We start from the raw sequence: 20,454 nt of genomic DNA, 5'->3' as shown, positions 1-20,454 counted from the left end.
TTCCACGTGTTGACACCGAAATCGACCTACCGGCTACAGATCCGGAGCGAGTTCGACCTGCATCGGGCAGCCGCCCTGGTGCCGTATCTCCACGACCTCGGGGTGGACTGGGTGTACCTGTCGCCGATCCTCACGGCGGAGAAGGGGTCGGGCCACGGCTACGACGTGACGGACCCCACCACCGTGGACCCCGACCGGGGCGGACCGGGCGGCCTCGCTGCGCTCAGCGAGGCCGCCCGGGCGGCCGGGATGGGAGTGCTCGTCGACATCGTGCCGAACCACATGGGCATCGAGACGCCCGCCGACAATGCTTGGTGGTGGCAGCTCCTGAAGGAGGGCCGCAGCTCGCGCATGGCGGAGGTGTTCGACGTCGACTGGGACGCCAACGGCGGGCGTATCCGGATCCCGGTCCTCGGCGACGGCGAGAACGAGCTGGACCAGCTCTCGGTCGTCGACGGCGAACTGCGCTACTACGACAACCGATACCCGATCGCCGAGGGCACGGCGCATCCGGGTGATACGGGTGCCGAGGTGCACGCGCGCCAGCACTACGAGCTGGTGAACTGGCGGCGCGCCGACAGCGAGCTGAACTACCGGCGCTTCTTCGGCGTCAACACCCTGGCAGGCCTGCGCGTCGAGGTGCCGTGGGTGTTCGAGGAGAGCCACAGCGAGGTCAAGCGGTGGTTCGACGAGGGCCTTGTGGACGGCCTGCGCATCGACCATCCCGACGGGCTCGCGGACCCGAAGGGCTATCTCGAGGACCTTCGTACGCTGACGGGCGGAGCCTACGTCCTCGTGGAGAAGATCCTCGAGCCGGGCGAGAAGCTCCCAGCCGACTGGGCGACGGAGGGAACCACCGGGTACGACGCCCTGGCGGACATCGACAGGCTTTTCACCGACCCGGCGGGGGAACACGCCCTCACCGCGTCGGTGCCCGTCGATCCGTTCCACGAGATGATCCACGGGACCAAGCGCGGGATCGCGGACGGCATCCTTCGGTCCGAGGTATTGCGCCTGGCACGGCTCGTCCCGGCAAGCGCGAACCTCGACTTCGCTGCGGCAGCCGACGCCATCGCCGAGCTGCTGACCTGCTTCCCGGTCTACCGCAGCTACCTGCCGGGCGGCGCCGAGTACCTCGCTGAGGCGGTGCGGGACGCCCAGGTGCGCCGGCCCGACCTCGCGGACACCATCACGGCGCTCCACCCGCTCCTGAACCCGTTCCTCGAAGGCTCCGGAGAGCTCACGGAACTCGCGCGGCGCTTCCAGCAGACCTCGGGCATGGTCATGGCCAAGGGCGTCGAGGACACCGCGTTCTACCGGTACTCACGGCTCGTCTCGCTCAACGAGGTAGGCGCGGACCCGGCGATCTTCTCGATCGCACCACTGGAACTCCACCGGCGCCTGCTCGAACGCGAGACGGACAGCCCCCTCGCGATGACCACCCTCAGCACCCACGACACCAAGCGCAGCGAGGACACCCGGACCCGCATCTCGGTCCTCTCGGAACTCGCCGGGGAATGGACCGGCATCCTCGCACAGCTCGAGGACCTGGCACCTATCAAGGACCCCACGTTCGCGCCCCTGCTGTGGCAGTCACTCATCGGGGCCTGGCCCCTGAGCAGGGAACGCGCGCACGCCTACGCCGAGAAGGCCTCGCGCGAGGCGGACCTCAGCACCCACTGGACAGCGCCGGACGAGGAGTTCGAGCGCGGCATGCACGCGGCCGTCGACGCCGCCTTCGACGATGAGGCCGTCGCAGCACTCATCTCAGGCCTCGTCGATCGCATCCAGGCCGCGGGGTGGTCCAACTCCATCGGGCTGAAGCTGCTCCAGCTGACCATGCCCGGCGTGCCGGACGTCTACCAGGGCACCGAGTTCTGGGACACTTCCCTCGTCGATCCCGACAATCGTCGGGAGGTCGACTACGACGCCCGCCGCAAGGTGCTGACGGACCTCAACTTCGGAGCACTGCCCCAGATCGGTCCGGACGCCCATGCCAAGCTGCTCGTGGTGTCACGCGCCCTCAAGCTGCGCCGTGACCGCCCCGAGCTCTTCACCGGCTATACGGCCGTCGCCTCCTCGGGCGAGGCTGCGGACCACGTCTTCGGCTTCGACCGCGGGGGAGCCATCACCCTGATCACACGCCTACCCTACGGACTCGAGCAGCGCGGCGGGTGGGGAGACACCACGGTCGAACTTCCGCAGGGAACCTACACCTGCGTGCTGACCGGCGCTTCCGTCAGCGGAGGCACCGTCCGCGCCGCCGATCTTTTCTCAACCTTCCCCGCAGCCCTACTGGTCCAGGAGGACGCATCATGAGCTCGACCTTCGACGTCTGGGCGCCCCGCGCCGATTCCCTCACCCTCGTCGCCGACGGCACCGAGTACCCGATGACTCAGGCGGAGGGTGGGTGGTGGCACCCCGTCGACCCTCCGGCCGTAACCGGCGATGTCTCGTACGGCTACCTCGTCAACGGTGCGGACACTCCCGTGCCGGATCCCCGCTCACGCCGCCAGCCCGAGGGCGTGCACCAGCTTTCGCGCACCTTCGATCCCGCCGCCCACGAATGGCAGGACGAGTCGTGGCAGTCGCCGGGCATGAACGGCGGAGTCATCTACGAGATGCACCTCGGCACCTTCACGCCGGAGGGCACGCTGGATGCTGCCATAGGCAAGCTGGACCATCTCGTGGATCTCGGGGTGCAGTACGTGGAGCTCCTGCCCGTCAACGCCTTCAACGGCACGCACAACTGGGGCTACGACGGTGTGCTCTGGTACGCGGTCCAGGAAACCTACGGCGGCCCGGCGGCGTACCAGCGCTTCGTCGACGCCGCACACCAGAAGGGCCTCGGCGTCATCCAGGACGTCGTCCACAACCACCTCGGCCCGAGCGGGAACTACCTCGGCCTCTTCGCTCCGTACCTCACGGAGGGCATGTCGAACACGTGGGGTGACTCCCTGAACCTCGACGGACCGCAGTCGGACGAGGTGCGTGAGTACGTCGTCGAGAACCTGCTCATGTGGTTCCGGGACTACCACGTGGACGGTCTTCGCCTCGATGCGGTGCACGCACTCCACGACGAGCGTGCCGTCCACATCCTCGAGGAGTTCGCCACCCGGACCGACGAGTGCGCGAAGGAGCTCGGGAAGCCGCTGTTCCTCATCGCGGAATCGGACCTCAACAATCCGCGCCTCATCCAGGGCCGCGACGTCGGCGGGTACGGCCTCGCGGGACAGTGGAGCGACGACTTCCACCACGCGGTCCACGTCAACCTCACGGGCGAGACCGAGGGGTACTACCTCGACTTCAACTCCGTCGGTGCGCTCGCGAAGGTCCTCGAGAAGGGGTTCTTCCACAATGGGACCTACTCGTCCTTCCGGGAGCGGCACCACGGCCGGGAGATCGATCCGTCGCGCGTATCGCCGCTGCAGCTGGTCGTCGCCACCCAGAACCACGACCAGATCGGCAACCGGGCTGCCGGTGACCGCATCAGTGCCACGCTGAACCCGGCGCAACTGGCGCAGGCCGCTGTCCTGAACATCCTCGGCCCGTTCACGCCGATGCTCTTCATGGGCGAGGAGTACGGAGCGTCCACCCCGTGGCCGTTCTTCACGTCCCACCCGGAGCCGGAGCTCGGGAAGGCCACGGCCGAGGGGCGGCTCAAGGAGTTCGAGCGCATGGGCTGGCGTCCGGAGGACGTGCCGAATCCGCAGGATCCGGAGACGTTCGCTTCGGCGAAGCTCGACTGGGCAGAGGCGGAGCAGGGGCACCACGCCGAGCTGCTCGGCACCTACCGCGACCTCATCCGACTGCGCCGCGCCCGGCCGGAATTGCGGGACGCTGACTTCGGCAGCATCTCCGTCGACTTCGACGAGGAGGACCGCTGGATCGTCCTCCACCGCGGCAGCACCGCCGTCGTCCTGAACCTGGGCGACGCGATGGTCACCGTGCCCCTTCAGGGCGCCGACGCCGAGGTCCTGCTGTCCACGGTCGACGGCGTCGGACTGCTGGCCGACTCGGTGCAACTGCCGCCGCACGCGTCGCTCGTCCTCAGTTTGGCCTCCGCGTAGGTCAGGACTCTGCAAGGGTTTCGGCAGGAGTGGTCTGCCAACAGGTCGGAGAGTCGGACCCCTGCGGCATACTGGGCTGGAGATCCTTCCGGGGGGAAGGCCGATCCTGACGCCGAGCGAGTGACGGGACACCGGAAGCACGAGGCGGCAGGAAGACCATGAATCTGGACCTAGCGACACTGCGGGTAGCATTCGGCGCGATCGCCGTGACTCTCTTCGCGCTGTTCTACACGGTCTCGTTCCGCCAGACACGGTCCGCCTACAGCGCGTGGTGGTGCGCGGCCGTCGCGTTCTTCTTCACGGGATCCTGGGGCTATCTGCTGGACGGCACGGTCCATCAGGCGTGGGCCAATCCGATGGCCAACACGCTCATCGTCGTGGGTGCGGTCAGCGTCTGGGCCGGGGCGCGGACCCTGCGCACCCGGGAGCCTGCCTGGCTGCAGCTCTCTGCGGCGCCCCTCATCACGCTGCTGGCCTCGGCAGTCGACAGTCCGGCCACCAACACCTGGTCGGGCGGGCCGGTGTTCCTCGGCATGATGTCCCTGACCATCGGTCTGGCCGCCTGGGAATTGTGGCGCCTGCCCAGCAGCTACAGCAGGGTGCAGATGCCCCTGGCCGTCGCAGCCGCCTTCGTGTCGGTCCTCTACCTGGCGCGCGGCCTGGCCTTCGTGGCGGGCGGCCAGGACGGCTATGTCTTCACCACCTACTTCGGCTCGGAGATCACGACGCTCGTGATGATGCTCCTGCTCGTGGTCGTCGCCTTCAGCGCCGCCGCCCTCAGCGCTGAGCAGATCGCTACCGATCTTCGGGCCCGGGCGGACAGGGACTCCCTGACCGGGCTCCTCAACCGTTCAGGATTCCTCGACCTCGCGCTCGTGCAGGCCGACCGTCTCGCCAGGACCGAGTCCCGCGGCACGCTGATCCTGGCCGATCTCGACTTCTTCAAGTCGGTCAACGACACCCACGGCCACGCAGCGGGGGACGCCGTGCTGAAAGCATTCGCGGCGGCGTGCATCGAGACCGTACGGTCCACCGACCTCGTGGGGCGCTACGGCGGCGAGGAATTCATCTTCCTTCTTCCCGGTGCGTCGGTCGCCAGAAGTGAGGACATCACCCGCGACGTCAGCATGGCGCTTCGTGGACACTCGGTGCCGGGCGGGTTCGAGATGCCGACCGTCAGCTACGGTATCGCTACGCTCGGTCCCGGTGCCTACGACATCGATGCCGTGATCGCCGCGGCGGACCAGGCGCTCTATGCGGCCAAGGCCAGCGGCCGGGACAAGTCGATGCGGGCCATACGCCCTGCCGGTGAGGGGCCCGCTTCCTCGGCGGAGCCGCCGTCGGGCCATCTTCGAATCCAGTAGACAGTGGCTTCGTGAGTCCGCGTCCGATCGTTCCGCCTCGCCTAGGATGAGGAAATGACCTACCACTCCGGCGAACTGCAGGCGATCGACGGATTCGCGGTCGGCGCCGACACCGGCCACTGGGCCCGAGCCGTGGACGCCTGATGCTGGCGTTCCGGACGGCGCAGGCAGACGACTGGCCCGCCATCTGGTCCATCATGGAGCCGGTGGCCAGGGCGGGGGAGACCTACTGCTGGGACATGTCGATGGACGAGGACGCAGGCCGGCGCGAGTGGCTCCCCGGCGCCTCGGGGCCCGATCCCACGCTGACCGTCTTCGTGGTCGTGGACAGTGAGACCGACCGCGTGGTGGGAACGGCCCAGTTGCACGCCAACCGCGGAGGCAATGGCTCACATGTGTCCAACGCGTCCTTCCTCGTCGCCGCCGAGGCCGGCGGCAGGGGAATCGGCAGGGCCCTGGCAGCCCACGTCATGGAAGAAGCACGGGCCGCGGGCTACTCGGCTATGCAGTTCAACGCCGTCGTCCAGACGAATGAGCGGGCGGTCGCGCTGTGGGTGTCGCTCGGGTTCGCCATCGTCGGCACGGTGCCCGGCGCCTTCGTCCATCCGACGGCGGGACCGACCGCCCTCTACATCATGCACCGCGTCCTGTAGGCAGCAGCAGGAGGGAGTGACATCGGAGTGGACCATGGCGGAGAGCCGCCGGGCGAGGGCATCATGGGGGATGACGTCCGGAGCTACTGAACACGATCCGCTGCTCGGTGCCTGGGCCACGCTCGGCGAACCCCGCCTGACGACCGAGCTGGGGCGGAGCGGCGTCGGTTGGGTGGGGCTCGACGCGCAGCACGGCCACTTCGACGACCGGTCGCTCAGGAACTCCCTCGGAGGCAGACCACCCGGAGGCGCGCCCATGCTCGTACGGGTGGCGGCCAATGATGCGGCGTTGATCGGCAGGGCGCTGGACGCCGGCGCGGACGGGATCATCGTCCCCCTCGTCGGCACCGTGGCGGACGCGCGCCAGGCGGTCGCGGCAAGTCGCTACCCTCCCCACGGTGAGCGGAGCTGGGGGCCGCTGCACGGGAGCCGGCCCGTGCACAGACCCGGGTCCGACGGCGGCACGCACGCCGTTCCCCTGTGTTCGGTGATGATCGAGACGACCGCCGCACTCGACGCCGTCGAGGCCATTGCCGCAGCTCCGGGGGTGGACATGATCTTCGTCGGTCCGTTCGACCTGTCGCTCGCGCTGGGCACCGACGTCGACGGCCTGCTCGCTGCCGGGGAGAGGACCGCACCGCTGCCGCGCATAGTGCAGGCGTGCAGTGCCGCCGGCATTCCGGCCGGTGCGTATGCCGGCACTCCCGAACGCGCCGCACTCCTGGCGGCGGCGGGCTTCCAATGGATTGCGGCGACCACCGACACAGCGTTGCTGGAACTCGGGGCGCAGACCCTGCAGCAGAGGATGTTCGCGGACCAGGACGTCAAGCGGACCAGGACGCTCCCAGCGCAGGGAACGCCTGCTCATACCCCCTGAGGACCTGGGCCGCCGAGTGGAACGAGTCGATCAGGGGGTGCAGGGCGAAGGCGCGGAGGGCCGCATCCCGGTCGCCGTGGACCGCAGCGCGGATGGTGTCCTGCTCCACCGCCTTGACGGCTGACATGAGACCCAGTTGGTGGGAGGTCAGGGCGGCGGCCGGCAGAGGGCGCGCGCCGGTCGAGTCGACGACGGCGGGGACCTCCACGACGGCGTCCTCCGGGAGCTCGGGAAAGGTCGATGCGTTGCGGAGGTTCAGGATCAGCTCCGCACGCTGTCCCGTCAGAAGTGCCCGCATCACCTGCAGGGCCACACGCTCGTACCCTCCGCCGGCGAGGTCCGCCTCGTCACGCTCCTCATCCCCGGAGCGCGCCTCCGCGAGATAGCCGGACTCCCGCTCGCGTCGGGCGTTCTCCCAGACGGCGAGCGGCGCGTCGGCGGCGAGCAGTCGGGGATAGAGGTCCTGCTGCTGGTCCCGGAGAATCTCTCCGCGCGTCCTGTCTGCGCCGCGGATGGAGAGAAGCGCTTCGCGGTGGAAGTAGTAGTAGAAGAGGTACTCGTTGGGCACGGCCCCGAGCATCCGGAGGAGATCCGGACCGAACAGGCGTCCCTCCTCGAACCCTGCGAGGCGGGCTGGATCGGCCAGGAGCGCCGGGAGGTGGTCGTCCACCGCACCCCCGAGACCGCGGAGCCAGCCCAGATGATTCAGGCCGACGTAGTCGACACCGGCGAGGGAACCGCGCAGGTCCACACCGGCTGCGCGCGCGGCCCGCGTCACGAGTCCCGACGCCGAGTCGCAGATCCCGATGACTCTAGGGCCCAGGACCGTCGAGAGGGACTCCGTGACCATGCCGGCCGGATTCGTGAAGTTGATCAGCCACGCGTCGGGGGCGAGCTCGCGCATCGCGCCGGCCACCCGCATCATGTCCGGGATGGACCGCAGGGCGTAGGAGATACCGCCCGCGCCGACGGTCTCCTGCCCGAGCAGACCGGCGGACAGTGCCACCCGCTCGTCGAGGATGCGTCCCTCTGCTCCGCCGCTCCGCACCGCTGCGAACACGATGTCGGCTCCGGGCAGGGCGTCCTCCAACCGGGTGTCCACGCGCACGGACGGCGAGGGCCTTCCATGCATCACGGGGAGGGCTTCGAGTACACGCGCGATGGCGTGCGCCCGTTCGGGCAGGGCGTCCATCAGGACGACGTCGGACACCAGCCCGGCGAACGGCCCGTCCGACAGGGCCCGGTGGACCAGAGGAACGCGGAAGCCTCCGCCGCCGACGATGACCAGGGTGGCGCCGGGTCCGCTCGATGATGGCAAGGCTCGCTCCGCTTCCGTCGTCGTGGCACTCCGGACCGCCGGGGGCGCCGTCGTGACCGTGGTGCACTGATCGTCCTGGCTGATGCACCTGCATCCCGCGGTCTTGCAAGTATTGTGCCGTACATGTCCCAACAGCACCGTTTCGATCCACTGGCGGCCACCCGCAGTCCGGACGGGCCGGAGTTCGACCTCCTGCTCGCAGGGCAGGTGTTCTTCGACATCATCTTCACAGGGCTCGAACAGCTGCCGTCTCCTGGTACGGAGGTGTGGACCGACGGCATGGGGTCCAGCCCCGGCGGCATCGCCAACCAGGCCATCGCTGCGAGCCGTCTCGGACTCCGGACCACGCTGTCAGCAGCCTTCGGCGACGACGGGTACGGGCAGTTCAACTGGGACGTACTGCAGGACCAGGAGCACGTCGACCTCTCGCGGTCGCGGGTGTTCGGGCAGTGGCATTCTCCCGTCACGGTGTCCCTCTCGGTGCACCACGACCGGTCGATGGTCACGCACGGCCACCCGTCGCCGCTGCGTGCCTCCGAGCTGATCGGGACGCCGCCGTCGTGCCGCGCCGCCGTCGTCGGGGTGGAGCAGGAGGTGGAGGCGTGGGCGCGCGCGGCCGCGGCCGGCGGCACCAAGCTCTTCGGGGACGTGGGCTGGGATCCGGCGGGCGAGTGGGCGCCCGAGACGCTGGCCTCGCTGGAGCACTTCTACGCGTTCATGCCCAACGCGACCGAGGCCATGGCCTATACCCGGACCGATGATCCCTGGGCCGCCCTGTACTCGCTCGCCGACCACGTGCCGGTGGCCGTGGTGACCGTCGGACAGCAGGGCGCGATGGCCATCGACTCGCTCACGGGGGAGGAGGAGTGGGTGCCTGCCCTGCCCGTGTCCGCCTTCGATCCGACCGGAGCCGGCGACTGCTTCGGGGCCGCCTTCGTCATGGGGGACCTCGCAGGCTTCCCGCTCGCGGACCGGCTCAGCTTCGCGAACCTCTGCGCCTCGCTCTCCGTGCAGCACGTCGGTGGTTCGCTGGCTGCGCCCGGCTGGGGCGATATCGCGGACTGGTGGCATCGGGTCAACACAGGGCGCGACGGTGTCCGCAAGCAGTGGCTGCGCCGATACGCCTTCCTGGAAGACCTGGTGTCCGATGTCCCGATCGAGGCGGTGCGAAGGGCGACGGCGACGATCGCACGACACTCGGATGCCTCACCGTCGTCGCGCCCGCCCGAGCCACGGGGGGATCCGGCCAACGACCGGTGACCGGATCGGCGCCGGTGCCGCAGCCGAGGTCGACCACGCGACGCGCACCGAACTCCTCCACCATCGCGAGGTACGGATCGAGGTCGCGGCGCGGAACGGCGAGCGCCGACAGCCCGGCGCCGGGTTGCAAGGCCACGCTGCGTCACATTTCCTGTTGCTTCGGGAAACGGTAGCGGGTTTCATGGGCGTGACGGCGCTGTCGGCGTAAGGGTCTCCGTTACCCGCCTGCAGTCAGCAGGGGCGCAGCGCTTCTCGACGAAGGAGGACCGTGTGGCAGGACGATTCGAGCTCTACCGTGAAGAGGAACACTTCAGGTTCCGGCTGACAGGGGACGACGGCGCCACCCTGGTGACGAGCGAACCCTATGACGACAAGGACACCGCTGTCGCCGGCATCAACGGCATCCGGGACTGCGCGGCATCGGCGCTCATCGCGGACCTCAGCTGACTCTCGGACCCGCATCCACCCTGCGGGGTGGCGTCCGGCCTCCGCTGCGCCTCGGAAAGGGGTTGGAGGCCGCCCGCGGGGCCGGTAGCGCCGGTCATCCCCTCCGCGCTGCCGCCTCGCCGAGCCATCGCGCGTAGCGCGCCCAGGGATCCTCGACGCCGGCCGCAAGCCGGGCCACGTGAGCCTCGAGTGCTGGTGACGCCGAGAACCACTCCGAGCGGTCGAGCCGCCACGCCGCAAATTCCTGGTGCCGACGGCGCTCCGTCAGCCGATCGCCCTGCTCGAAGGCGAGCAGGTCGTCGTGCCAGAGCCGGGCGAGCCGCTGGCGAGGGTTCGCCGTCGTGCCGATCTTGATGCGGTCCCTGAACCGGATGTAGTAGACGACGTCGACCCGGGGCGCAGGAAGGCCGTCGTCCAGGGCGTCACCGAGTCGCCACTCGCACGCTGCGCAGACCCAGCCGGAGGGGTATCGCACACCGATCCTCGATCCGCAGGCTGGGCAGGCCGCCGGCAGCACATCGGTGATACCGAACTCGGCTTCAGCCCATTCGATGACGGTGGCCAGGTGACCTGGGCACAGCGGCACAGGGGTACCGTCGACGGGCCGGGCGCAGGGCACGCCCCCCTCACCGTCGAGCCCGCACCGCCCATCACCCTGCAGTTCGTGGATCACGCCGTCGATCCTGCCGCTCGCCACCGACACAACGCGATCACCACGTCGCCGGGGTCCGCCAGGTCGATTCCCCGACGTGCGAGGACGGGTGGGCATGGCCCGCAACTGGCAGAATGGGGCGGGTGACTTCCTCCGAACGTGCTGCAGAGATCAACCTCGACGCCCTGCGGCACAACATCCGGCACCTGCGGGACGTCGCCCACCCTGCCCGCGTCATGGCCGTCGTGAAGGCCAACGCCTACGGCCACGGTGCGATCCCGGTGGCACGCGCCGCGCTCGAGGCAGGCGCGGCCTGGCTCGGCGTCGCCCACGTCAGCGAAGGCGTCGAGCTGCGGAGAGCCGGGGTCGAAGCGCCCATCCTCGCCTGGCTCCACACCGCCGGCACCGATTTCACGGCCGGCGTCGAACACGGGCTGGACCTGGGCATCTCCGGGTGGGAACTGGAGCACGTCGTCGCCGCCGCGCGTGAACTGGAACGGCCCGCGATCGTGCACCTCAAGATCGACACAGGGCTCGGCCGCAACGGCTGCCCGCCGGACCAGTGGGATGCCCTGCTCAGCAGGGCGGTCGAATACCAGGAGGAAGGGCTGATCCGCGTCGTCGGCATCTTCTCCCACCTCGCGGTGGCCGACGAGCCCGCGCGAACCGAGACCGACCTCCAGGTACAGGCATTCCGCGAGGCGGTTGCCGCCGCGGAGAACGCGGGGATCGACGTCGAGGTCCGTCACCTGGCCAACACCCCTGCGACCTTCTCGCGACCCGACTGCCACTTCGACCTCGTGCGCGTGGGCCTCGGTATCTACGGACTCTCGCCCTTCTCCGACCAGGGCTCTGCCGATCTCGGTCTGCAGCCGGTGATGACCTTCAGCACCACTGTCTCGAACTGCAAGGAAGTTCCGGCGGGGCAGGGAGTCTCCTACGGCTACGCCTACCGCACCCAGAAACCCACCACTCTCGGGCTCATCCCGGTCGGCTACGGCGACGGCGTTCCCCGCATCGCCACCGGCGCGCCGGTCCTGGTGGGCGGCCGGATGTATCCGGTGGTCGGGCGGATCGCGATGGATCAGCTCGTGATCGACTTCGGCACGACTGGCCTGGTCGGTTCCGCGGACAGCCCCCTCGGCAAGCGGGCCGTGCTGTTCGGCGGCGCGGACTCTCCTGCCGTCGAGGACTGGGCAGCTGCCGCGCAGACCATCAACTACGAGGTGGTCACCCGGATCAGTGACCGCGTGGAGCGGGTGTACCTGGAGGAGCCTCGGAAGGAGATGACCGATGACGGCGCAGCCTGAGTGGAGCGCGACGTACGACGTCCGCTCCGCCGCGGAACTGCAGGCCCTCGGCGCCCGCCTCGCCCCATGCCTCCGTCCTGCCGACCTGCTGGTCCTGTCCGGTGAGCTGGGCGCGGGCAAGACGACCTTCACGCAGGGACTCGGGCGCGGACTCGAGGTGGAGGACCGCATCATCTCGCCGACCTTCGTGCTCGTCCGCCAGCACCCCGCTCCGGGCGACGGCCCTGGGCTCGTTCACGTGGACGCGTACCGGCTCGAGAGCGCTGCCGCCGTCGACGACCTCGATCTCGAATCGACCATGGCAGCCAACGTCACCGTCATCGAGTGGGGCGCGGGCCGGGTCGAGCACCTGAGTGACAGCTGGCTGCGCGTCGACATCACGCGTCCGCTCGGTGGCACCCCGGACACTGCACCCAGCGGAACGCTGGTCACGCATTTCGACGACGACGGCGAAGACGAGGTGCGCACCGTCACGGTCTCGGGCTTCGGACCCCGCTGGCGGGACAGGCTGTCGGCACTCGCGCTCGACTAGGCTGGACGGGTGCTTCTCCTCGCCATCGACACCTCCGCCGCGGCCACGGTCGCGCTCCTGCGAGACGACGTCGTCGTAGCCCGGTTCGGCAGCGCCGACACCCGCTCGCACGCCGAGGTGCTCGCTCCCGCGGTGCGGCGCATCCTCGCGGAGGCCGCAGTGGACGGCACGGACCTCGACGCCGTCGTCGCCGGGGTCGGCCCTGGTCCCTTCACCGGGCTGCGCGCCGGACTCGTGACCGCGCGAACCCTCGGATTCGTCTGGGGCGTACCCCTGCACGGGGTCATGAGCCTCGACGCCCTCGCCTTCGACGCCGTCGCGAGCGGCAGCCTCCCGGCCGGGAGCAGCTTCCTCGCCGGAACCGATGCACGGCGCGGCGAGGTGTATTGGGCGGCATACCGCGCGCCGTCGGACGGGCACGCCCTGCCTGAGCTCCTCGACGGACCGCGGGTCGGTGCCGCGGCGGGCCTGCCGAAAGGGCAGCCCCTCGTCGGGCGGGCCGCGAGCCTGTACCCGGGTGACGTCGACGGAGTTCCGGAGTTCGCACGGGCCGATCCCGACGCCGCCTCGCTGGGCCGCGTGGCGCGGCTGCGACTGCTCGCGGGCGAGGCGCTGCGCGACACCGCGCCGCTGTACCTGAGGGAGTCGGACGCCCAGGTGCCGGGCCCCCGGAAGCGGGCGACGGCGTGAGCTTCACCCTGCGGGACATGGCCTTCGAGGACATCGAGACGATTGGCCGGCTGGAGAACGAACTGTTCCCCACCGATGCCTGGCCGCTGGAGATGTTCTACACGGAGTTCTTCCAGCCGGACACCCGTCGCTACATCGTGGTGGAGGTCGACGGCGAGGCGATCGGCTACGCAGGCCTCATGGTCGTCGACGTGACGGCGGACATCCAGACCATCGGGGTGCTGCCGCGTTTCGAGGGTCGGGGCATCGGGCGGGCCATGCTCGCCGAGTTGCTCGACGAGGCCCGACGGCGAGGCGCGGACAACGTGATGCTCGAGGTGCGGGCCGACAACCCCCGCGCGCAGGTGCTCTACACGCGGTTCGGCTTCGAGAAGATCCACACCAGGAAGAAGTACTACCGCGACGGCGTGGACGCGTGGGTCATGCGACTCGTGCTGCCGGCGGATGGAGGGGAAGAGCAGTGAACCGGACCGAACCCCTGATCCTCGGGATCGAATCGTCCTGCGACGAGACCGGCGTCGGCATCGTCCGGGGCACGCACCTGCTGACCAACACCGTGTCCTCCTCGATGGACGAACACGTGCGCTTCGGCGGTGTCATCCCGGAGATCGCCTCGCGGGCGCATCTGGAGGCCTTCGTGCCGACACTGCGGGCGGCGCTCGCCGATGCCGCGGTCACGCTCGAGGAGATCGACGCCATCGCGGTCACCGCGGGCCCCGGCCTGTCCGGTGCACTCATGGTGGGCGTGTCCGCGGCGAAGGCGCTCGCCGTCGCTACCGGCAAGCCGCTGTATGCGATCAACCACCTCGTAGCACACGTCGGCGTCGGCATGGTGGGCGGCACCTTCGCCGGCGGACTGCCGCCTGATCTCGGCGCCCTCCTGGTGTCCGGTGGCCACACGGAGATACTGCGCGTGGGCAATATCGCGAGCGACGTCGAACTGCTCGGCTCCACGATCGACGACGCCGCGGGCGAAGCCTATGACAAGACGGCGCGCATTCTGGGCCTCGGCTACCCGGGCGGGCCTGCCATCGACAGGCTGGCGCGGGAAGGCGATCCGACAGCGATCCGTTTTCCCCGGGGGTTGTCCCAGCCGAAGTACATGGGAACGGCGGAGCACCCGGGACCGCACCGCTACGACTGGTCCTTCAGCGGCCTCAAAACAGCAGTGGCCCGTGCGGTGGAGCAGTACGAGGCAGCCGGGCTGGAGGTGCCGGTGGCCGATATCGCCGCGTCCTTCCAGGAGGCGGTCGTGGATGTCATCACGTCCAAGGCCGTCCTGGCGTGCAGGGAGAACGGGATCACGAATCTGCTCCTCGGCGGAGGAGTTGCTGCCAACCGACGGCTGCGGGAGCTCACGGGGGAGAGGTGCGACGCTGCGGGCATCACCCTGACCGTTCCGTCGCCGTCGCTCTGTACCGACAACGGGGCCATGGTCGCGGCGCTCGGTGCGCAGATCGTCATGAACGGCGGCAGCCCGAGCGGAATCGCGTTCGGGACGAACCCGTCGCTGCCCGTCACGGACATCGTCCTCGCCGCAGGCTGACACCCCTCCGTCCGGCCGACGCGGCAGTGGGCCGGGCTCATGGAGAGCCCGGCCCACTGCAGTCGTGGAACTGATGCTAGAGAGTACCCCGGCGGTGCGTCGGGTCGCCGTCGATCAGAGTGTCGTCCTGAAGCCCTTGGCTGTCGGAGGGGACACCCGTCCCGGGGACGCCGTCCACGGCGGGTACGGGGTCGATGTCCACGACGTCGACGTCGTGGACGACGGGCGTGGTCTCGGGCACCACGGGTGCGGAGTCCACAACGGGGACCGTGTCCACCACGGTCTCCTCCTCCTTGTTGCCCTTGCCGGCCGTTGCGGCCGCGACGCCTGCAACCGCCGCTGCTGCAGCGACGCCGACTCCTGCGGCCACCTTGCCGGACACGCCGGCCTTGCCGCTGTCACCGCGTGACTGCTCGGCGTCCTCGACCGTGGGGGTCCCTGACTGCCCGGTCACGGCTCCACGCCATGCGCCGGTGGCGTAGCTCTCGGACTCGATGAACTCCTTGAACTTCTGGAGGTCGGCCTTGGCCTGGTTTTCGACGACGTTCAACTTGTCGCCGACCTTCTCGACGAGTCCCTCGGGCTCGTACTCGAGGACGAGGTTGACGCGCGTGGTGCCGCCGAGGTCCTCGAAGGAGACGGTGCCGGCGTTGGTCGCACCCTCGGTGGCTGCCCAGGACACCTTGCGGTCCGGTACCTGCTCCAGGATCTTCGCTTCCCACTGCCGACGGATGCCGCCGATCTCCGCAACCCACTCGAGGCGGTCGTCGCTCAGTTGGGTGATCTGCTTGATCCCGCCCATGAACTGGGGGAACTCCTCGAACTGAGTCCACTGGTTGTACACGGTCGTCACTGGAAGATTCACTACAACGGTTTCTTCGACCTTCGTGCTCATCATGCCTCCCTTAAGGTGGTGAGATACGTCAGCTGATCACTTCATCAGCATGCTTAGCATATGTCGTGTGCCCGGCTGTGGCCAGTACCGGCCGGCGGCGAATGGGATTCCGCAGGAGATCGACGACGGGTCCGGGTGTCTCCTCGGCCACGAAGTGCCCCGCGAACGATGGCGGTGAAATCATGGGCCGGCGCCGCCGGCTAGGGTCCTGGCCCGTCCGGGGGCCAGGAGGGCGAACGGTCAGTCGGGCTGCCCGCTCCGGTCCGGAAGTTCGCGGCGGGTGCATTGGTCCGGGCGCACCCATGCCTCCCGCGCGATCGAGAATTCGATCCACTGTGCAAGGACCGCCGAAGCCGTCCAGGCCATGGCGAACCCGCGGACGGTCTGCCGGGAGCCGTCCTGATATTCGAGGTCCACCCAGAGCGCAGGGGCAGGCGATACGGACTCCGTGATCCCCTCCCTGGGCGCTTCGAGCTGGAGGGGAGGAATGAACTGGTGCGTCGTCGGCGGGAGCCCGTGCCAGCCCGCGGCCCTAGCCACGCGGAGTTGCCGGCCCGGCGGGTGTGGTGGGCGTGTCCATGGCCACCACTCTACGAGGCGAGCGGCTGGCGCCTGCTGTGGGCCGGGCTCAGGCGGCGTGCGTCGCGGGCGGTGACATGGCCCGACGTCGGCAGCGCGAAGCCTCCACCCATGCCTCCCGCGCCCGGGAGTACTCGATCCACTGGGCGAGGACCAGGCTCCCGGTCCACGCCATGGCGAAACCCTTCATGGTGCGTGTCGACCCGTCGGGGTAGTCGAGTTCCACCCAGAGTGCCGGCGATTTCAGCGGCTCGGTGATGCCGTCCGTCGGGGCATCGGACTGGAGGGGAGGGATGTACCTGTCAGCGCTGGGTGGGATGCCGTGCCATCCCGGTCTCTCTGCCATGCGACGAGGGTACGACGTGCGTCCGACACCTTCCATCGTGATCAGGCCTTGCCGATCTCCCGGGCACCGGTGTGGGCCTTCCGGAGGTCATCGCTGAACGGCGCGCGCCGCCTGGGCGGCAGCTCGTCGATGAGCTCGTTGACGGCGAGGGCGAGGAGGTTGCACTCGGACTGGGGAAGCTGCATGATCCCCGTCAGGTACGCCTCGACCTCGTACTCGTCAATCCGCCGTGACTCGTGGATGAGGGAGACGCCTGCACCTGCGGCCTTCGGTATCGTCTCGTGCGCCACCTGGGCCAGCAGGTCCACGGCGTGCTGCGCGGTCTCCTGTGTGAGTACCAGGCCCGCGGATACGACCGAGGGTCGCACCCAAATAAGTGGAAGGGGAGAAAGGATCCATCCGTTGCCCCGAACGTCATGCCAGGCTCGATCCTGGCTCCGAGGGCGTTCTGCTGGACCACGATCAGGCGTTGCCGCCGATCCGCTGACATCATCCTTGCCGGGCGTGCGGCCTTTCCTAGGCAGCACTCCCCGGCGGGATACACAGCTACCGCCGGGGAGTGCTGCCCCGCAGGACCGTCTCCGTAGGGATGGGTGCGGGGCCTTCGCCGCTGTCCGGGACTCCGTCGTCGTAGGCGGAACCGGTGGCGAGCTGAAGTGCCCGGCGCCCTACGTCCTCGAGCGGTATCCGCACGGTCGTGAGGGCGGGCGTGATGTCGCGGACGGTCGGGATGTCGTCGTAACCCGCCACTCCGATCCCGCTGCCGGGCTCGATGCCGGCGTCGCGCAGTGCCGACACGACCCCCACGGCCATGACATCGTTCACCGCGAACACCAGGTCGACGTCGGCTCCCGCCGCCAGCAGTTCCTGGGCGCCGCGGTACCCGCCGTCGCGCGTGAAGTCGGCGTGGACGACCCGCTCCGGCGCGAGCGGGATCCCGTGCTCGGCGAGTCCTTCGGCGAAACCCTCGAGCCGGTCCTGCGCCGTCCTGATCTCGCGTGGACCGGCGATGACGGCGAAGTCACGATAACCGAGTTCGGCCAGTGCCACCGCGAGGTCGCGCGCACCTCCGCGGTTGTCGAGGAGGACGGTGGCGAAGGGAGCAGCGTCCTGGCTGATGAAGGAGACCTTGCCGCCCGTGTCCTCGAAGGACGCGAGCTCGCTCCGCAGCTGCTCCTCGTACGCCGAGCCCGTGGTCCTCGAACCGGCCAGGATCATGACCCTCGGCCGCTGCCCGCGAAGGGCCCGCACGGTATCGAGCTCGCGCTGGGTGTCACGACCGGTGACGGCGATGGTCACGACGAGCCCTTCCTCGTTCGCGGCGTTGATGACGCCTGCCGCGATACTCGAGAAATAGGGGTCGGCGATATCCGCTACCAGGAGCGCCACGGTGGTGGTGCTGCCCTTCGCGACCGCCTGCGCGAACAGGTTGGTCGTGTAGCCGAGCCGCTGCGCCGCTTCGACCACGCGTTGCCGGTAGGCCTCGTTGACCTTGCGGGCGCTGCCGTTCAGGGACCGCGACGCCGTGGCGAGCGAGACGCCGGCCTCCCTGGCGACGTCGTGCAATGTCGCTGGACTCTTGCTGGCCGGTGCCGACATCGCTTCCACTCCTGATGGTGCGGGCACCGGCCATAGAGGCTGTGCCCTCGGTTCAAAGGGCCATTGTCGCACGGCATCTTCGGCGTCCCTCGGCACCCACGCCTGCTCGGTAAGCGCTTTCTCTGTTAGGGTGTGCCGGACCGCACACCCGCGTACGCAGATGGAGGATCCGTGCCCCTGCAGAGTGCCGCAGCCGGCGTCCCGGCCGCCCCGACAGCTCCCCTGCGAGTGGGGATCCTGGGTACAGGAGGCGTTGCGCACCTTCACGCCAGAGCCCTGGGACTGATCGACGGCGTGGAACTGGTGGCCGCCGCGGATCCGACCGAGGCCAACCTCGCGGCATTTGCAGGAACCTATGAGGTGCCCTCGCGCTTTCCGGGACTCGACGAGATGCTGGAAGCCCAGCCCCTCGATGTCCTGCACATCTGCACGCCGCCCGGCGGCCACGCGGCGCAGACCGCCGCGGGGTTCGGCACAGGCGCGCACGTGGTGGTCGAGAAGCCCGCCGCGCTCAGCCTCGCCCAGCTGGATACCATGCTCGATGCCGGCCGTGCCGCGGAGCGCGGCCTCGCCGTCGTCTTCCAGCAGCGCTCCGGGTCGGCCGCCGCGCATGTGAAGGCACTTCTCGACTCCGGTGCCTTCGGGCGGACCCTCTCCGCGCTGTGCCACACGCACTGGTACCGCACGGCCGAGTACTTCTCCGTGCCGTGGCGTGGCACGTGGGCCACCGAGGGCGGCGGCACCACGCTCAGCCACGGAAGCCACCAGATCGACCTGCTGGCGTATTTGCTCGGCGAGTGGTCCGCCGTCCACGCAACCATGTGGCGTCTGGAGCGGAACGTCGAGACGGAGGATCTCTCGCACGCCTCCCTCGTCTTCGCATCGGGAGCGGTGGCATCGGTGGTGTCCACCGTCCTCGCGCCGCGGGAATCGAGTCTGCTCCGCATCGACACGGAGAACGCGACCATCGAGCTGGAACACCTGTACGGGCACGGACACGCGCACTGGAGAATCACCCCCGCGCCCCATGTGGACGGGAGCACGGCGGCGTCCTGGCAACTACCCGTGCACGAGGTCCCCAGCGGGCACGACGCCCTGTTCGCCGAGATCTACTCGTCGCTGCTGGTCGGCCACGGCATGCCGGACATCGTCGGCAACCCTGCCCGGGCGCTCGAGATCGTGACCGGCATGTATGCCTCCGCCCGCGAGGACCGCTGGGTAGCACGCGAGGACCTCGCCGATCCCGCGCTCCGGGGAGGGCTGGCTGCTCCGGTCATCGACGCGCGGGCGGCAGTCCACGCGGCCGCACCGTCGACGTGACCTCCTCCGCGCCCCTCACGACCGCCGACGGGAGGCCGGCCGGGATCCTGCACGACGGCGGCGGTGAGCCCCCCGTCCACTCGCCCCGGCCCTTCATGTACCCGGTGACGACGCCGTCTGGCCGCAACGTCGCCGACTACCGCCCGGCGGACCACCCCTGGCACTGGGGCCTGGGCATCGCGATCTCGAACATCACGGTCGACGCCCAGCAGCACCCGGTCAATCTCTGGGGCGGCCCGACCTACCAGGCCGGGCAGGGCTACGTGCAGTTGCCGAACAACGGCACGCAGCGGGTCGTGGGCAGCCGACACGGACCCGCGGGGACGGAGCAGCAGCTCGAGTGGCGCGCGGCGGACGGGAAGCCCATCCTCGTCGAGGAACGGACCTGGACCGCGGACACGGTGCAGGCCGGTGACGCCGAATGGTTCCGCACGTCCGTGCGCAGCCGCTGGACCAATACCAGCGGCGGACCACTGGCGTTCGGCAGCCCGACGACGGCGGGCCGCCCGAACGCGGGCTACGGCGGGTTCTTCCTGCGCCTACCCGTATCCTTCGACGGCGCGAGCATCATCGCCCCGCCGGTGGGGCAGGACGTCGGTACCCCGCCGGTCGGACAGGGGGTCGGTGCCGGCACCGTGAGCGAGGAGGAGGCCATGGGGAGCGAACGGTCCTGGCTTGCGCTCCGGGCGAACGAGGCGTCCGTCCTCATGGTGGCGGCAACGGACAATCCGGGCGCTCCCACCCCGTGGTTCGTCCGCACCGCCGGGACGCCGATGCTGTGCGCGGCGCCCTTCTTCCATACGGAGATGCGACTTGGAGCGAATGAAGCAGCCGAGTGGGGTTGGTCCCTCCTGGTCGCTGACGGACGGGTGCAGGACGCCGCGATCGGGGAGGCGGCGGAGGCAGAAGGGGCAGAAGGGGCAGCAGGGGCAGTGCAACCCTAGGCTGGGCCTGACGAAGCCGGCCCTGGCTGGTCCTCATGGCCCGGCGTCACGC

21 protein-coding genes are annotated in these 20,454 nt (G+C 69.5%); 14 read left to right on the top strand and 7 right to left on the bottom strand.

The window, feature by feature from the left end; genetic code table 11:
- Window positions 1-6: 6 nt before the first annotated feature.
- The 5 genes from treY (at window position 7) to CXQ96_RS06695 (ending at window position 6,964) form a co-directional block, all read left to right on the top strand.
- Window positions 7-2,319, top strand: a complete 2,313-nt coding sequence (treY, locus tag CXQ96_RS06715) for a malto-oligosyltrehalose synthase (RefSeq protein ID WP_104117240.1) — start codon at window positions 7-9, stop codon at window positions 2,317-2,319.
- Complete coding sequence (treZ, locus tag CXQ96_RS06710; protein WP_104117239.1) at window positions 2,316-4,070, top strand: malto-oligosyltrehalose trehalohydrolase; 1,755 nt, start codon at window positions 2,316-2,318, stop codon at window positions 4,068-4,070. Before treY ends, treZ begins: the two co-directional genes overlap by 4 nt.
- Before the next feature lie 158 nt (window positions 4,071-4,228).
- Window positions 4,229-5,434, top strand: a complete 1,206-nt coding sequence (locus CXQ96_RS06705) for a diguanylate cyclase (protein WP_104117238.1) — start codon at window positions 4,229-4,231, stop codon at window positions 5,432-5,434.
- A gap of 143 nt (window positions 5,435-5,577) precedes the next feature.
- Window positions 5,578-6,087, top strand: a complete 510-nt coding sequence (locus tag CXQ96_RS06700) for a GNAT family N-acetyltransferase (protein ID WP_104117237.1) — start codon at window positions 5,578-5,580, stop codon at window positions 6,085-6,087.
- Window positions 6,088-6,103: 16 nt separating this feature from the next.
- Entirely contained in the window at window positions 6,104-6,964 is an 861-nt protein-coding gene (locus tag CXQ96_RS06695; RefSeq protein ID WP_181036383.1) for an HpcH/HpaI aldolase/citrate lyase family protein, read from the top strand.
- On the opposite strand, the gene CXQ96_RS06690 is transcribed toward CXQ96_RS06695, so the two are convergent.
- Window positions 6,912-8,282: a 6-phospho-beta-glucosidase gene (locus CXQ96_RS06690; RefSeq protein ID WP_258058915.1), complete on the bottom strand. Its 1,371-nt coding sequence runs from the start codon at window positions 8,280-8,282 to the stop codon at window positions 6,912-6,914. The two genes, CXQ96_RS06695 and CXQ96_RS06690, sit on opposite strands and share 53 nt — an antisense overlap.
- Window positions 8,283-8,405: 123 nt before the next feature.
- On the opposite strand from CXQ96_RS06690, the gene CXQ96_RS06685 reads away from it, so the two are divergent.
- Both CXQ96_RS06685 and CXQ96_RS06675 read left to right on the top strand, forming a co-directional pair.
- Window positions 8,406-9,542, top strand: a complete 1,137-nt coding sequence (locus tag CXQ96_RS06685; RefSeq protein ID WP_104117235.1) for a PfkB family carbohydrate kinase — start codon at window positions 8,406-8,408, stop codon at window positions 9,540-9,542.
- 270 nt (window positions 9,543-9,812) lie between these two features.
- Window positions 9,813-9,989 (top strand): DUF1508 domain-containing protein, encoded by a 177-nt coding sequence (locus tag CXQ96_RS06675; RefSeq protein ID WP_181036382.1) that lies wholly within the window; start codon window positions 9,813-9,815, stop codon window positions 9,987-9,989.
- A gap of 94 nt (window positions 9,990-10,083) precedes the next feature.
- Here the strand turns inward: CXQ96_RS06675 and CXQ96_RS06670 are convergent, their stop codons facing one another.
- The gene (locus tag CXQ96_RS06670; protein WP_258058923.1) at window positions 10,084-10,575 is read right to left on the bottom strand and encodes a GIY-YIG nuclease family protein; all 492 of its coding nucleotides are present in this window, start codon (window positions 10,573-10,575) and stop codon (window positions 10,084-10,086) included.
- A gap of 209 nt (window positions 10,576-10,784) precedes the next feature.
- Between CXQ96_RS06670 and alr the strand changes: the two genes are divergently transcribed.
- From alr to tsaD, 5 genes are read left to right on the top strand one after another with little or no spacing between them, the layout of a single operon-like run.
- Window positions 10,785-11,951 carry an alanine racemase gene (alr, locus tag CXQ96_RS06665; RefSeq protein WP_308662602.1) on the top strand — a complete coding sequence of 389 codons (1,167 nt, stop codon included), beginning with the start codon at window positions 10,785-10,787 and terminating at the stop codon, window positions 11,949-11,951.
- Window positions 11,935-12,483 (top strand): tRNA (adenosine(37)-N6)-threonylcarbamoyltransferase complex ATPase subunit type 1 TsaE, encoded by a 549-nt coding sequence (gene tsaE, locus CXQ96_RS06660; protein WP_104117232.1) that lies wholly within the window; start codon window positions 11,935-11,937, stop codon window positions 12,481-12,483. Before alr ends, tsaE begins: the two co-directional genes overlap by 17 nt.
- Before the next feature lie 9 nt (window positions 12,484-12,492).
- A complete protein-coding gene (tsaB, locus tag CXQ96_RS06655) occupies window positions 12,493-13,173 on the top strand; it encodes a tRNA (adenosine(37)-N6)-threonylcarbamoyltransferase complex dimerization subunit type 1 TsaB (RefSeq protein ID WP_104117231.1) in 681 nt (226 codons plus the stop codon).
- Window positions 13,174-13,190: 17 nt separating this feature from the next.
- Window positions 13,191-13,637, top strand: a complete 447-nt coding sequence (rimI, locus tag CXQ96_RS06650) for a ribosomal protein S18-alanine N-acetyltransferase (protein ID WP_104117309.1) — start codon at window positions 13,191-13,193, stop codon at window positions 13,635-13,637.
- Window positions 13,634-14,719: a tRNA (adenosine(37)-N6)-threonylcarbamoyltransferase complex transferase subunit TsaD gene (gene tsaD, locus CXQ96_RS06645; protein WP_104117230.1), complete on the top strand. Its 1,086-nt coding sequence runs from the start codon at window positions 13,634-13,636 to the stop codon at window positions 14,717-14,719. Before rimI ends, tsaD begins: the two co-directional genes overlap by 4 nt.
- Before the next feature lie 76 nt (window positions 14,720-14,795).
- On the opposite strand, the gene CXQ96_RS06640 is transcribed toward tsaD, so the two are convergent.
- From CXQ96_RS06640 to CXQ96_RS06620, 5 genes are all read right to left on the bottom strand, one after another.
- On the bottom strand, window positions 14,796-15,614 hold the full coding sequence (locus CXQ96_RS06640) for an SRPBCC family protein (protein WP_104117308.1): 819 nt from the start codon (window positions 15,612-15,614) through the stop codon (window positions 14,796-14,798).
- Between the two features lie 240 nt (window positions 15,615-15,854).
- On the bottom strand, window positions 15,855-16,154 hold the full coding sequence (locus CXQ96_RS06635; protein WP_104117229.1) for a hypothetical protein: 300 nt from the start codon (window positions 16,152-16,154) through the stop codon (window positions 15,855-15,857).
- Between the two features lie 88 nt (window positions 16,155-16,242).
- Window positions 16,243-16,539, bottom strand: coding sequence for a hypothetical protein (locus CXQ96_RS06630; RefSeq protein ID WP_104117228.1), 297 nt, complete (start codon window positions 16,537-16,539; stop codon window positions 16,243-16,245).
- Window positions 16,540-16,580: 41 nt separating this feature from the next.
- Entirely contained in the window at window positions 16,581-16,907 is a 327-nt protein-coding gene (locus tag CXQ96_RS06625) for a hypothetical protein (RefSeq protein ID WP_104117227.1), read from the bottom strand.
- Between the two features lie 178 nt (window positions 16,908-17,085).
- On the bottom strand, window positions 17,086-18,138 hold the full coding sequence (locus CXQ96_RS06620; protein WP_104117226.1) for a LacI family DNA-binding transcriptional regulator: 1,053 nt from the start codon (window positions 18,136-18,138) through the stop codon (window positions 17,086-17,088).
- Window positions 18,139-18,309: 171 nt separating this feature from the next.
- Between CXQ96_RS06620 and CXQ96_RS06615 the strand changes: the two genes are divergently transcribed.
- Window positions 18,310-19,458: a Gfo/Idh/MocA family protein gene (locus tag CXQ96_RS06615; RefSeq protein WP_258058914.1), complete on the top strand. Its 1,149-nt coding sequence runs from the start codon at window positions 18,310-18,312 to the stop codon at window positions 19,456-19,458.
- Window positions 19,455-20,402: a DUF6807 family protein gene (locus CXQ96_RS06610; protein WP_181036381.1), complete on the top strand. Its 948-nt coding sequence runs from the start codon at window positions 19,455-19,457 to the stop codon at window positions 20,400-20,402. The genes CXQ96_RS06615 and CXQ96_RS06610 overlap by 4 nt, the downstream gene beginning before the upstream one ends.
- The last annotated feature ends 52 nt before the right edge of the window (window positions 20,403-20,454 follow it).

The sequence above is a fragment of the Arthrobacter sp. B1805 genome, assembly GCF_002929745.1.
In the GTDB taxonomy this organism is placed as follows: Bacteria; Actinomycetota; Actinomycetes; order Actinomycetales; family Micrococcaceae; genus Arthrobacter_D.
This window is presented reverse-complemented; position numbering and strand designations above follow the sequence as displayed.

Coding starts and splice junctions, on each gene's coding strand:
- CXQ96_RS06640 (WP_104117308.1), bottom strand. CDS start 15,614: ATGAGCACGAAGGTCGAAGAAACCGTTGTAGTGAATCTTCCAGTGACG.
- rimI (WP_104117309.1), top strand. CDS start 13,191: ATGGCCTTCGAGGACATCGAGACGATTGGCCGGCTGGAGAACGAACTG.
- CXQ96_RS06700 (WP_104117237.1), top strand. CDS start 5,578: ATGCTGGCGTTCCGGACGGCGCAGGCAGACGACTGGCCCGCCATCTGG.
- CXQ96_RS06620 (WP_104117226.1), bottom strand. CDS start 18,138: ATGTCGGCACCGGCCAGCAAGAGTCCAGCGACATTGCACGACGTCGCC.
- CXQ96_RS06705 (WP_104117238.1), top strand. CDS start 4,229: ATGAATCTGGACCTAGCGACACTGCGGGTAGCATTCGGCGCGATCGCC.
- tsaE (WP_104117232.1), top strand. CDS start 11,935: ATGACGGCGCAGCCTGAGTGGAGCGCGACGTACGACGTCCGCTCCGCC.
- treZ (WP_104117239.1), top strand. CDS start 2,316: ATGAGCTCGACCTTCGACGTCTGGGCGCCCCGCGCCGATTCCCTCACC.
- CXQ96_RS06685 (WP_104117235.1), top strand. CDS start 8,406: ATGTCCCAACAGCACCGTTTCGATCCACTGGCGGCCACCCGCAGTCCG.
- CXQ96_RS06630 (WP_104117228.1), bottom strand. CDS start 16,539: ATGGCAGAGAGACCGGGATGGCACGGCATCCCACCCAGCGCTGACAGG.